The sequence below is a fragment of the Shimia litoralis genome, from assembly GCF_005518135.1.
Taxonomy (GTDB): domain Bacteria; phylum Pseudomonadota; class Alphaproteobacteria; order Rhodobacterales; family Rhodobacteraceae; genus Shimia_E; species Shimia_E litoralis.
The window spans coordinates 56651-68948 of sequence record NZ_SULI01000006.1 but is presented as its reverse complement, the minus strand read 5'-3'; the positions used below and the strand labels follow the sequence as shown (position 1 = coordinate 68948).

General features: G+C 53.3%; 10 protein-coding genes. 6 read left to right on the top strand and 4 right to left on the bottom strand.

Annotated elements, in window-relative coordinates:
• Positions 1-64: 64 nt before the first annotated feature.
• The 4 genes from recA to FAP39_RS07150 all read left to right on the top strand — a co-directional run bounded on the left by recA (position 65) and on the right by FAP39_RS07150 (position 4851).
• Positions 65-1141, top strand: coding sequence for a recombinase RecA (recA, locus tag FAP39_RS07165; RefSeq protein WP_138015716.1), 1077 nt, complete (start codon positions 65-67; stop codon positions 1139-1141).
• Between the two features lie 51 nt (positions 1142-1192).
• Positions 1193-1702, top strand: a complete 510-nt coding sequence (locus FAP39_RS07160; RefSeq protein WP_138015798.1) for a hypothetical protein — start codon at positions 1193-1195, stop codon at positions 1700-1702.
• Between the two features lie 98 nt (positions 1703-1800).
• Positions 1801-4473 carry an alanine--tRNA ligase gene (gene alaS / locus FAP39_RS07155; RefSeq protein ID WP_138015715.1) on the top strand — a complete coding sequence of 891 codons (2673 nt, stop codon included), beginning with the start codon at positions 1801-1803 and terminating at the stop codon, positions 4471-4473.
• 90 nt (positions 4474-4563) lie between these two features.
• Entirely contained in the window at positions 4564-4851 is a 288-nt protein-coding gene (locus tag FAP39_RS07150; RefSeq protein ID WP_138015714.1) for a DUF1330 domain-containing protein, read from the top strand.
• Between the two features lie 96 nt (positions 4852-4947).
• On the opposite strand, the gene FAP39_RS07145 is transcribed toward FAP39_RS07150, so the two are convergent.
• The 4 genes from FAP39_RS07145 to FAP39_RS07130 form a co-directional block, all read right to left on the bottom strand.
• Positions 4948-6018: a ligand-gated ion channel gene (locus tag FAP39_RS07145; protein ID WP_171006800.1), complete on the bottom strand. Its 1071-nt coding sequence runs from the start codon at positions 6016-6018 to the stop codon at positions 4948-4950.
• 122 nt (positions 6019-6140) lie between these two features.
• Positions 6141-7958 carry a translational GTPase TypA gene (gene typA / locus FAP39_RS07140; protein WP_138015712.1) on the bottom strand — a complete coding sequence of 606 codons (1818 nt, stop codon included), beginning with the start codon at positions 7956-7958 and terminating at the stop codon, positions 6141-6143.
• Positions 7959-8019: 61 nt separating this feature from the next.
• The gene (locus FAP39_RS07135; protein ID WP_138015711.1) at positions 8020-8355 is read right to left on the bottom strand and encodes a DMT family transporter; all 336 of its coding nucleotides are present in this window, start codon (positions 8353-8355) and stop codon (positions 8020-8022) included.
• Positions 8356-8516: 161 nt separating this feature from the next.
• Complete coding sequence (locus tag FAP39_RS07130) at positions 8517-9731, bottom strand: NADP-dependent isocitrate dehydrogenase (protein ID WP_138015710.1); 1215 nt, start codon at positions 9729-9731, stop codon at positions 8517-8519.
• Positions 9732-9896: 165 nt separating this feature from the next.
• Here FAP39_RS07130 and FAP39_RS07125 point away from each other — a divergent pair, with 165 nt between their 5' ends.
• Together FAP39_RS07125 and FAP39_RS07120 are read left to right on the top strand one after the other, a co-directional pair.
• Positions 9897-11741: a glycerophosphodiester phosphodiesterase family protein gene (locus FAP39_RS07125; RefSeq protein WP_138015709.1), complete on the top strand. Its 1845-nt coding sequence runs from the start codon at positions 9897-9899 to the stop codon at positions 11739-11741.
• Positions 11728-12285 carry a hypothetical protein gene (locus FAP39_RS07120; RefSeq protein WP_246058989.1) on the top strand — a complete coding sequence of 186 codons (558 nt, stop codon included), beginning with the start codon at positions 11728-11730 and terminating at the stop codon, positions 12283-12285. Before FAP39_RS07125 ends, FAP39_RS07120 begins: the two co-directional genes overlap by 14 nt.
• Positions 12286-12298: the final 13 nt, after the last annotated feature.

The window sequence follows — 12298 nt, the reverse complement described above, 5'->3', positions numbered from 1 at the left end:
AACAAGCGGTGAACACAGGCAATCATTGCCGCCGGTAACGGTGTGTGGAATAAGGAGCCGAACAATGGCAACGGCAGATCTTTTGGAAATGAGCAGCAAAAAATCCTCGGATAAACAAAAGGCGCTCGATAGCGCTTTGGCCCAAATCGAACGTCAGTTCGGCAAGGGATCGATTATGAAGCTGGGTGATGGCAACGCCATCCAGGAAATCGAAGCGGTGTCGACAGGGTCGTTGGGGCTGGATATCGCCTTGGGCATCGGTGGTCTGCCAAAAGGGCGTATCATAGAAATTTATGGACCCGAGAGTTCCGGCAAGACAACGTTGACGCTTCACTGTGTGGCTGAAGCCCAAAAAAAGGGTGGTGTTTGCGCGTTTGTGGATGCTGAGCATGCATTGGATCCACAATATGCCAAGAAGCTTGGCGTGGACCTTGACGAGCTGCTGATTTCACAACCCGACACTGGTGAACAGGCGCTTGAAATTGTTGATACATTGGTGCGGTCAGGTGCTGTGAATATGGTTGTGGTGGATTCCGTCGCCGCGTTGACTCCAAAATCAGAACTTGAAGGTGAGATGGGCGATAGCAGTGTGGGTGTTCAGGCCCGCCTGATGAGCCAAGCCATGCGCAAACTGACCGGATCGATTGCACGCAGCAACTGTATGGTCATCTTTATCAACCAGATCCGGATGAAAATCGGCGTCATGTTTGGATCACCAGAAACCACCACAGGTGGTAATGCGCTGAAGTTCTATAGTTCTGTGCGTCTGGATATCCGCCGAATTGGCGCGATCAAAGATCGTGACGAGGTTGTTGGAAACGCAACCCGCGTCAAAGTTGTCAAAAACAAAGTCGCACCCCCCTTTAAGCAGGTTGAATTTGACATCATGTATGGCGAAGGCATCTCAAAAATGGGAGAGCTGCTTGATCTGGGTGTTAAGGCCGGGGTCGTGGCTAAGTCGGGCAGTTGGTTCAGTTATGGAGATGAGCGTATCGGTCAGGGACGTGAAAATGCCAAAACCTTCCTGCGAGAAAACTCTCGTATTTCATACGAGATCGAAGATAAAATTCGCGCAGCCCACGGACTAGATTTCGATATGCCGCCCAACCCTGATCAAGACGATTCACTTGTCGAAGGATAATGCGTGACAGAAATTTCCAGAATACAACTGGACCAGGCATTGCCTGATGTGATGGCCGCCCCAAAAGACAGGGCGGCCATTGGCATGTTGTGCCTGCGGCCAGAACGCAATCAACGCAAGTTTGTTGATCAGATTGAGGTGTCTCCAGAAAAGGGTATCGCAGGAGAAAGGTGGCTCGAGTCGCCTTGGCTGACAACGCCAGAAGGTGCCCCGCATCCCGGCATTCAAATTAGTATCCTGCAACAGCGCGTATTGGATTTGGTGTGGCAAGATCGGGAAAACACGCCTCATCCAGGTGATACGTTTGTTGTCGATATGGATTTGTCCCACGACAACCTCCCTGTGGGTCAGCTACTATCGGTGGGGACCGCCATCTTAAAGGTTTCGGATGTCTTCAATGACGGATGCGTCAAGTGGAAAGCCCGCTATGGTGCTGCAGCCAAGGATTGGATTGTGGCAGATGACCATCCAAAACTTCGGTTGCGGGGTGTTCTGTGCAGTGTGGAGCGCGCAGGTCTCTTGAAAGCCGGAGATTTCCTTACGAAAATCGCTGCAAAATGAGTCCAGATCGCGCTTGGTTGCTTTGACATGTGGACAGGCAGGGGCAGGGCGGATAAACCCGCTTGGAACCTATAAATAGCCGCGAGAGAGCCTGTCTCATGCAAAGCCTGAATGACATCCGGTCGACATTTTTGAATTACTTCTCCAAGCAGGGGCACGAGATTGTGGCCTCGAGCCCTTTGGTGCCGCGCAACGATCCGACGTTGATGTTCGCGAATTCTGGAATGGTACAGTTCAAAAACCTTTTTACAGGTGTTGAACACCGTGATTACCAGCGTGCAACCACGGCGCAAAAATGTGTGCGCGCAGGCGGCAAACACAATGATCTGGACAATGTGGGATATACCGCACGCCACCACACGTTTTTTGAGATGCTCGGGAATTTTAGTTTTGGGGACTATTTCAAAGACGAAGCCATCGTCTTTGCGTGGGAGTTGATCACGCAGGGTTTCGGAATCGATGCCAAACGTTTGTACGTGACCGTGTATCACACGGATGACGAAGCCTATTATATCTGGAAAAAAATCGGTGTTCCAGAAGATCATATCATCCGGATCGCGACATCAGACAACTTCTGGCAAATGGGTCCGACAGGCCCCTGTGGTCCGTGCACCGAGATATTCTATGACCACGGCGAACACATTTGGGGTGGCCCTCCGGGATCACCCGAAGAGGACGGCGATCGGTTCATCGAAATCTGGAACATCGTGTTCATGCAAAATGAACAGTTCGAAGATGGCTCGATGAAGGCATTGGACATGCAGTCCATTGATACCGGCATGGGGCTCGAGCGGATCGGCGCGCTTCTTCAGGGCAGCCATGACAACTATGATACTGATCTGTTTAAATCGCTGATCGAGGCCTCTGCCAACGAAACATCGGTTGACCCGTATGGGGATAAAAACGTCCATCATCGTGTGATCGCTGATCATCTGCGGTCGACATCATTCCTGATCGCTGATGGCGTTATGCCGTCGAATGATGGGCGTGGATATGTGTTGCGCCGGATTATGCGCCGCGCGATGCGTCATGCGCATTTGTTGGGGGCAAAAGATCCGGTGATGCACCGCCTTGTTCCTGCATTGGTGAACAAAATGGGTGCCGCCTATCCTGAGTTGGGCCAAGCCCAAGCCTTGATCGAGGAAACCTTGCGCCTCGAGGAAACCCGTTTCAAGCAGACGCTTGAACGCGGTCTCAAGCTGTTGGATGACGAGCTGGACGGTCTAGCCGAGGGCGCGCCTTTGGAAGGTGCTGCGGCGTTTAAACTGTATGACACCTTCGGGTTTCCGCTTGATCTGACACAGGACGCCTTGCGCGAAAAAGGTCGCACTGTTGATACAGAAGGGTTTGACGCGGCCATGGCAGAGCAAAAGGCCAAGGCGCGTGCGGCGTGGTCAGGTACAGGCGAAGCAGCCGACAACGCAATCTGGTTTGATATTGTCGAAGAACACGGTGCCACGGACTTTCTTGGCTATGATACTGAATCCGCCGAAGGGCAAGTGCTGGCCATCGTTGTCGATGGCGCATCGGTGCCAACCCTGGAGCAAGGTACAAGTGGGTGGTTGGTGTTGAACCAGACCCCATTTTATGGGGAATCTGGTGGTCAGGTGGCCGACCATGGGTACATCAGCCGTTTGGAAAACCGCGATGAAACTGGATCGGTCACGGACGTGCAGAAGTTCGCGGATGGCAAGTTGTTCGCTCACAAATTCACATCTGATCGTGGCACTGTGTCGGTTGGCGACCCTGTCTTGATGGAGGTGGATCATGATCGACGCACGGCTGTGCGTGCAAATCACTCTGCGACGCATTTGTTGCACGAGGCGTTGCGCGAAACGCTTGGTGATCATGTTGCACAGCGCGGATCGTTGAATGCGCATGATCGGTTGCGGTTCGATTTTAGCCACGGCAAGGCCCTAAGCGCGGACGAGCTGCACAAGGTGGCGACAGATGTGAACGCCTATATTCGCCAGAACTCCACCGTAGAGACACGGATTATGACGCCGGATGATGCGCGCGATCTGGGCGCACAGGCCTTGTTTGGGGAAAAATACGGCGACGAGGTCCGTGTTGTTTCGATGGGGCGTGCGCGCACCGGCAAAGGTCAGGATGGGAACACCTATTCGCTAGAGCTTTGCGGTGGCACCCATGTCAAACAAACCGGTGATATCGGTGTGTTTGTATTGCTTGGCGACAGCGCGTCGTCCTCGGGCGTGCGCCGGATCGAGGCTCTGACCGGGCATGATGCATTTTTGCATTTGGAACGCGAAGCCAATCGTATGGCGAATGTGGCGGCGGCTCTTAAATCTCAACCCGCTGATGTGCCAGATCGTCTTAAGGCATTGATGGATGATCGCAAAGCCCTGCAAAACGAGGTTGCGCAGCTGCGCCGCGAGCTGGCCTTGGCTGGTGGAGCAGGACAAGGGGACGCCCCCGAAGCCAAAGACGTCGCAGGCATCAAATTCTTGGCGCAGGTGGTAAACGGTGTGTCCGGGCGCGATCTTCCGGCGTTGATTGATGAACATAAGGCCCGCCTTGAAAGTGGCGCCGTGTTGTTGATTGCCGAAGCTGACGGCAAGGTCGCTGTTGCCGCTGGGGTCACCAAAGACCTTACTGAAAATGTGTCTGCGGTTGATCTGGTGCGGGCGGCCGTGGTCGAATTGGGGGGTAAAGGCGGCGGTGGTCGTCCTGATATGGCCCAAGGGGGTGCCAAGGATGCTGCAAACTCGGATGCAGCGATTTCGGCAGCAGAGGCCGTGATCAAGGGTTAGAACCCTATTGACCATATGGTCAAATATAACACTTGGACTGTTCGGCAATTTGTCTAAACTGTCGAACAGACACATTAATCGGAGAAGCCCATGCCCGCCTTATGGATTGCCCATGTGACCGTCACTGACGCAGATGCCTATGGAAAATACGCAGAATTGGCTGGCCCTGCCATTGCCAAACACGGGGGCACGTTCATTGCCCGTGGTGGACGATTTGTACAGCTTGAGGGCAAAGAGCGCCCACGCAATGTTGTGGCCAAGTTTCCAAGCGTCGATGCCGCCGTCGACTGTTATCACAGCCCGGAATATCAAGAAGCCCTGAACCATGCGCGTGGCGCATCAGAACGCGAATTGATGGTCGTCGAAACCACTGACTAAGGTTTCAATCTGACCAAACCGACAAAGCAAAGTCGTTACATCTTTGACGGCCCCTCGCAATCGCATTGCTTGGGGTCGTTTTGATTTGAACTGGGTTCAGATCAAGAAATAGCGCGCTGCCCAGAGCAGAAATCCGACATACATCAACGGGTACACCCAGATGACCAGATAGCGGTCTATCTTGCGCGCCAAATCTTCACGATCTTTGATTTTGAGGCGGCGCAGGGCAATGTTTACCAAGACCATTGATCCGGTGATGACGAACATACCCGCCAACAGGGAATCGAGAAACGTCAGATATCCAAGTCGGGGCAGGGTGCTTGAAATCGCGAAGTTAAAGGCCACAAAGACAAGCAGGTTGGCATTCGCCATATCGATGCGCCGGCGATATTCCTCAAGAAAAAACGTCGCCCATGACACAAACAGGATCATCAGCAGCGGCAACAGCAATCTGAGCAGATAGAATTGAAGATGGCGATGTGCTTGAAACGAAAGCGCAACTTGCGACGTCGGTTCACCGGTGATGCCTTCGATTGTCTTGGTGACCATCTTTGGGCTGTGAAGCACCCATTCTTCTTCGCCCAATAAGTCCCCCAAGCCTGACAGATCATCTATGGGGGTGAATTTGATAAATGATTCCGAGAAAAGTGAAGAAACCTCTAGATAAAATATTTGGGAATCAAAGGGATACTTTCGGAAGTTAAAGTAAGGCGCTTGAAGTGTCGTTGAAAAACGCTCGACGTATTTTATGTCTCCTGACGCTTCGAGCAGAACCAAATGCTGTTGTGTAAAGCGGCGTCCCTGTTGGTTGGCGATAATGAAGGCGGGCAACACGACCAGCTTTTCGCGGGCCAGTTTGATGAAGTCTTCAGGAGAGTGCACTTGGTATGGTTTGCCATAGGCCTCGGCATCAAAGGCAAGTTCGGGAATGTGCATCTTCATCACAATCGACGCCACAACCCCGAAATTTTCGGCTTGCTGATCGACAAAGGTGATTTGTTCGATCTGAATGCCAACGCCGACCTCAAGTGGCACGTCGGTGCGCGACTGAAATTCGCCGATTGTTTCATCGCCGAACCCTTCGGCAACGCCAGATTGCGAAAGAGCCAAACACCCGAGTATGAGAATACCGAGATGAATCAGAAAAAAGTGGAATAATCGGGACATAGATATAGGTTCATTCTGCAAACGGGTCTTATGACACACCATCATGCAGAATTGGGCCTGAAACAAGACCAAGCTTGTGCCAGTAAAGAAAAAGGGCAGCTCGAAAGCTGCCCGTTCTTATCTTAGCTAGAGCGCGACATGCGCTTGCGTTCATGCGGATCAAGATACCGCTTGCGCAGACGAATATTGTTGGGCGTGACTTCGACCAGTTCATCGTCGTTGATATACGCGATGGCTTCTTCCAACGACAACGTCATCGGGGTTGTCAAACGCACCGCATCATCCGTGCCCGAGGCCCGTACGTTGGTCAGTTTTTTGCCTTTGAGCGGGTTAACTTCAAGGTCATTTTCACGGCTGTGTTCACCGATGATCATCCCTTGATAGACTTGGGCCTGTGCCCCGATCATCATTTTTCCGCGATCTTCGAGGTTCCAAAGCGCATAGGCGACGGATACACCGTCTTCCATAGAGATCAGAACACCCGAACGACGCCCAGGAATCGCACCTTTGTAAGGGGCCCAGCCGTGGAACACACGGTTCAAAACACCAGTGCCGCGCGTGTCTGTCAGGAATTCACCGTGATAGCCGATCAATCCGCGAGACGGGACATGTGCAATAATACGGGTTTTGCCAGCACCTGCTGGGCGCATCTCGATCAATTCACCTTTGCGGGTACCGGTGATTTTTTCGATGACCGCGCCAGAGTATTCATCATCCACGTCGATGGTGGCTTCTTCGATGGGCTCCATGCGTTGCCCGTCGTCTTCGCGCATCAGAACCTGTGGGCGAGAGATCGACAATTCGAACCCTTCGCGGCGCATGTTCTCGATAAGAACACCCATCTGAAGTTCGCCACGACCGGCAACTTCAAAGGCTTCGCCGCCAGGGGTGTCAGAGATTTTGATCGCAACGTTTGACTCGGCTTCTTTCATCAAACGGTCACGGATCACACGTGACTGCACCTTTTTGCCATCGCGACCAGCCAGCGGGCTGTCGTTGATGCCAAAGGTCACAGTGATTGTCGGCGGGTCAATCGGTTGAGCTTCAAGAGGCGTGTCAACGGCCAAGGCACAGATAGTATCGGCAACTGTGGCTTTGGACATACCAGCGAGCGAAACGATGTCGCCAGCTTGGGCTTCTTCGATGTCTTGTTGGGCCAATCCGCGGAACGCTTGAATTTTTGTGACGCGGAATTGTTCAATCTTTTGGCCAACGCGGGTCAACGCCTGAACGGTTGCCCCCACACGCAAGGTGCCGGATTCAACACGACCTGTCAGGATACGGCCCACAAAAGGGTCCGAGCCGAGGGTCGTGGCCAGCATGCGAAAGTCTTCGGCTTGATGCTTGAGCTGTTTTGGCTCTGGCACGTGGTTCACAATCAGGTTGAACAGCGCATGCAAATCTTTGCGTGGGCCGTCAAGCTCTGCATCTGCCCATCCGGACCGACCTGACGCATACATGTGCGGGAAATCAAGCTGATCTTCGGTGGCGTCTAGGGATGCAAACAAATCAAAGCATTCATCCAGAGCGCGGTCAGGTTCGGCGTCTTGTTTATCGACTTTGTTGAGCACCACAATCGGACGCAGGCCCAGAGCCAGCGCCTTGGATGTCACAAACTTTGTCTGGGGCATCGGGCCTTCGGCCGCATCAACCAACAGAACCACACCGTCGACCATGCTGAGAATCCGCTCAACTTCGCCGCCAAAGTCGGCGTGGCCGGGCGTGTCCACGATATTGATCCGTGTGCCTTTCCATTCGACCGACGTGGGTTTGGCAAAAATGGTGATGCCGCGTTCCCGTTCCAGATCGTTGGAATCCATGGCCCGTTCGGCCACATCTTGGTTTTCCCGGAATGCGCCGGATTGCTTGAGCAGCTCATCGACCAGAGTCGTTTTGCCGTGGTCAACGTGTGCGATGATCGCGATATTGCGAAGGTCCATGAGGAGTAGCCTTTCCTGTTCGCGCCCGCCCTATCGCGCGCACAGCCAAAAGGCCAGCCCCTTAATGCGTTGAGGTCTTGGAAAACAGGTGGATCACAAGAATCCCTACAAGAATAAGCCCCATTCCAAGCACTGCGGGCAAATCCAGCCGTTGATTGAAGGCAAAATATCCGATCGCCGCAATAAACACGATGCCCAGTCCCGACCAGATGGCATAGGTGATCCCGACAGGCAGGTACTTGAGAGTATGACCCAGTAAGTAGAACGAGACTGCATATGCTGCAATCATCACAAGCGTTGGCCCCAGTCGCGTGAACTGTTGGCTGGCTTGCATGGCCGAAGTGCCGATGGTTTCGGCAAACACCGCGACAATGAGATAGATATAGGCCGTTGGCATGATGTACTCCTGTGTCTCGGAGTATGCGGACCAGAAATTCGAGGATGGTGCAATCTAAATCGTCAGCCAAGCATAGACATGCCCATCAGGGGCAGGCCGCAACACAAGGCAGTGGCAAAGGTGTCTCTACGCAGCGCAAGGCCGCGTAGAGCTTGAGGTACCTATCCCGCCAAAGCGGCGTTCAGGTTCTCTTCGATCTTCTCCAAGAACCCCATAGTGGTCAGCCATCCTTGGTCTGGACCGACCAACAGCGCGAGGTCTTTGGTCATAAAACCACTTTCGACCGTGTCGACGATCACGCGTTCCAACGTCTCGGCAAAGGTCATCAACGCATCGTTGTTGTCCAGTGTCGCGCGGTGCTTGAGACCGCCAGTCCATGCGTAAATCGAGGCAATCGAGTTGGTCGACGTCTGTTCGCCTTTCTGGTGCTGGCGATAATGGCGTGTCACAGTCCCGTGTGCGGCTTCGGCCTCGACGATTTTTCCATCGGGCGTCATCAGTTGCGACGTCATCAGCCCCAACGATCCAAAACCTTGGGCGACAGTGTCAGATTGCACATCACCATCATAGTTTTTGCAGGCCCAGACGAACTTGCCGTTCCATTTCATACAGCAGGCAACCATATCGTCGATCAAGCGATGCTCGTACCAAATTCCCGCCTCTTCAAAGCGCTCTTTGAACTCGGCCTCATAGATCTCTTGAAACAGCTCGAGAAAGCGCCCGTCGTATTGCTTGAGAATGGTGTTTTTCGTGGAAAGATACACGGGCCATCCCAAATTCAGGCCATAGTTCAGCGAGGCGCGTGCAAAGTCACGAATGGAGTCATCCAGATTGTACATAGACATAAACACCCCAGCCGAGGGCGCATCATAGACAACATGTTCGATTTCGGTGCCATCTTCGCCCACAAATTTCATCGTCAACTGGCCGGGGCCGGGGAATTTCATGTCCGTGGCTTTGTATTGATCGCCAAATGCGTGGCGACCAATCACAATGGGTTGGGTCCATCCGGGCACCAGACGTGGAACGTTCTTACAGATAATGGGTTGGCGAAACACAACGCCGCCCAAAATATTGCGGATTGTGCCGTTCGGGCTGCGCCACATTTTCTTGAGGCCAAATTCCTCGACGCGCGCCTCGTCTGGGGTGATGGTTGCACATTTGACGGCAACGCCCACCTCTTTGGTTTTTTCGGCGGCATCAATGGTAATCTGGTCTTCGGTTCTGTCGCGTTCTTCTATGCCCAAATCATAATACAATAGGTCGAGGTCGAGATAAGGCAGGATCAATTTGTCCTTGATAAACTGCCAGATAATCCGGGTCATTTCATCCCCATCCATCTCTACGATGGGGTTGTCTACTTTGATCTTGGTCATAGCGTGTGCTCTCCAACTTGAGTCGGTTCTAGGATCTGCATAGCGGAGTTTTGGGCGTGTGGAAACCTTTGTATGCAATTGTATACCAAAATATGAAACTTCACAATCTGAGTGGTCGACGGGTCTGGGGAATGCCGCTAGTCTGTGCGCAATTAGGAGCATAGCATGATTTCAAAAGCGGCACTTGGTGTTCTCGACGCCTTTATTTTGGCCTGGACTTTAAAACGCCCGTTTTTACTGTCTCATTTGGCATTTAATGTCATTGTCACCGCATTCTTGGCCCCATTCGTGGCATTTGTCATGCGTAGTGCAATTGCGTTATCTGGCAAACCTGCGTTGTCGGATTTTGATATCGCGTTCTTCTTGCTGTCGCCTTTGGGATTCGTGGCCATGTTGCTGGCTGCTGGGTTCTTGCTGGCGCTCTATGTGATGAACTCGGGGTTCATGATGGCGATTGCACTAAAGGATCGCCACACTGGGGCGCACAGTTTTCAGGACGGGGTTGCCATGGTGATGCCACGGGCGCCGCAATTGGTCGAGTTCGGGGGAAGACTTGCGGTGCGTGTATTGGCTATCGCAGTGCCGTTCTTGCTGGCCGCAGGCGCGATCTATCTCTGGCTCTTGACCGAATTTGATATCAACTATTACCTCAAGGAGCACCCGCCAGAGTTCATCATGGCGGCCATATGCATTGGCGCCATTTTGCTCGTGATGGGTGTCATATTGGCTTGGTACCTTTTGGGGTGGGCTGTCGCGCTGCCTTTGGTCATGTTCCAAGGCATGTCTCCCAAACAGAGCTTTGCAGCCAGCAAAGACGCGATGCAGGATCAACGCTTGGCGCTATGTCTCAAGATGTTGGGGATTGGTGTCGTGACCGTGGGGCTGTTTGGCGGTGCGATGGGGTTTGTCGGTATGCTTGCAGATATGTCAATTGATCGCTTTGCGCATGATCTCAAGAGCTTATCGCGGGTTCTTATTGTTTATGCGGGTGTGTGGGGGCTGCTGAATTTGCTGTTCTCGACTTTGTCGACGGGGGCGATGGCGGCACTCTTGGTGGATCAATCTGGATGGCCGATGTCTGCGCAAGCCCGCGAAGGTTCCACAAGTCCATTGACGTGGGTGAAACCCGTTCTTGTGGTCGGGGTGCTGGTGTGTGCAGGATTCGGCGTGAGTGGCGTGCTTGGTTTGAAATCGTTGAAGACAACCGACCAGATCGAGGTGATTGCACACCGAGGCGCTGCGGGGGCACGTCCTGAAAACACCATGGCGTCGATTGAGAAAGCCCTAGATGACCAAACGGATTGGGTCGAAATTGATGTGCAGGAAACAGCCGATGGTGAAGTCGTCGTCCTGCACGACAGTGATTTCATGAAAATTGCTGGCGTGAACCTCAAGATTTGGGATGCCACCCTGCAAGATGTCGCGCAGATCGATATTGGGAGCTGGTTTGATCCTGAATATGCAGATCAACGAGCACCGTTGTTATCCGAAGTGCTCTTGGCGGCCAAAGGCCGTGCAGGGGTGTTGATCGAGCTCAAGTATTATGGGCACGATGAAATGCTTGAACAGCGCGTCGCGGATATTGTGGATGCCACAGGCATGCAGGATCACGTCAAAGCCATGTCTCTCAAGCTGGCTGGTGTGCAAAAAATGAAAGCGCTGCGCCCGGATTGGGACGTCGGGCTTCTGGCCACGGCCTCAATCGGACGGATTTGGCAGCTTGAAACAGATTTCTTGGCAGTGAACAAATCCGCCGCCTCGCATTTTCTGGTGCGCAAAATGCGCGAAGAAGGCAAGAAAATCTATGTCTGGACCGTAAACGATCCGCTAAGCATGTCACATATGGCATCTTTGGGTGTGTCCGGCATTATCACGGACGAGCCTGCGATGGCGCATCGTGTCTTGGCCCAGAGGGCCACGTTGAGCGCGCCAGAAAGATTTGTACTGTCTCTGGGAAGTATGCTGGGAGCCAGCGTGGAAACAAAGGTATATCGCGATGTTTCTCCTTAAGCGGGTCGCTTGCGTGTGTGTGCTGGTTGCTGGCACGGTGCAGGCCGAGGAGGCCGCTCTTGGATTGGTGGACCGCCTCGAGGTGCGTAGCCACGCAAAGCTGTTGGAGTTGCGCGATCAAGACGGGGTCACTCTGGCACCGTTCACCACAGACGGATGTTCTGGCGGTATGTCGGCCACGTGGAAAACGGTGGCGGATATGTTCCCCGGCTTTGCAGATCTGCACGAACATACGCCCCCTTGGGAAAGCTGCTGTGTGACGCATGATCAGGCATATCATGTGGGGGGCGCGGATTTGACGCCAAAGGCCAGCTTTGATGCGCGGCTAGAGGCGGATCAAATTCTTGAGCAATGTGTATTGGCCACGGCGGCTGAAAACTATGACATGTTGCAAGCCGAATATGGTGTGACGGTGCCCCAGATCGATACGGCCTTTCGGATGATATCATCCGCCATGTTCGATGCGGTGCGCTTTGGTGGGGGGCCCTGTTCAGGGTTGCCTTGGCGCTGGGGATATGGCTGGCCCCAGTGTTGGCCCGGCTAGGTCGCAGTGCCGA

Excerpts from the sequence above, each read along its gene's own strand:
- FAP39_RS07135 (WP_138015711.1), bottom strand. The coding sequence starts at position 8,355 with ATGCCAACGGCCTATATCTATCTCATTGTCGCGGTGTTTGCCGAAACC.
- FAP39_RS07160 (WP_138015798.1), top strand. The coding sequence starts at position 1,193 with ATGGCCGCCCCAAAAGACAGGGCGGCCATTGGCATGTTGTGCCTGCGG.
- FAP39_RS07120 (WP_246058989.1), top strand. The coding sequence starts at position 11,728 with ATGTTTCTCCTTAAGCGGGTCGCTTGCGTGTGTGTGCTGGTTGCTGGC.
- alaS (WP_138015715.1), top strand. The coding sequence starts at position 1,801 with ATGCAAAGCCTGAATGACATCCGGTCGACATTTTTGAATTACTTCTCC.
- FAP39_RS07145 (WP_171006800.1), bottom strand. The coding sequence starts at position 6,018 with ATGTCCCGATTATTCCACTTTTTTCTGATTCATCTCGGTATTCTCATA.
- recA (WP_138015716.1), top strand. The coding sequence starts at position 65 with ATGGCAACGGCAGATCTTTTGGAAATGAGCAGCAAAAAATCCTCGGAT.
- typA (WP_138015712.1), bottom strand. The coding sequence starts at position 7,958 with ATGGACCTTCGCAATATCGCGATCATCGCACACGTTGACCACGGCAAA.
- FAP39_RS07130 (WP_138015710.1), bottom strand. The coding sequence starts at position 9,731 with ATGACCAAGATCAAAGTAGACAACCCCATCGTAGAGATGGATGGGGAT.
- FAP39_RS07150 (WP_138015714.1), top strand. The coding sequence starts at position 4,564 with ATGCCCGCCTTATGGATTGCCCATGTGACCGTCACTGACGCAGATGCC.
- FAP39_RS07125 (WP_138015709.1), top strand. The coding sequence starts at position 9,897 with ATGATTTCAAAAGCGGCACTTGGTGTTCTCGACGCCTTTATTTTGGCC.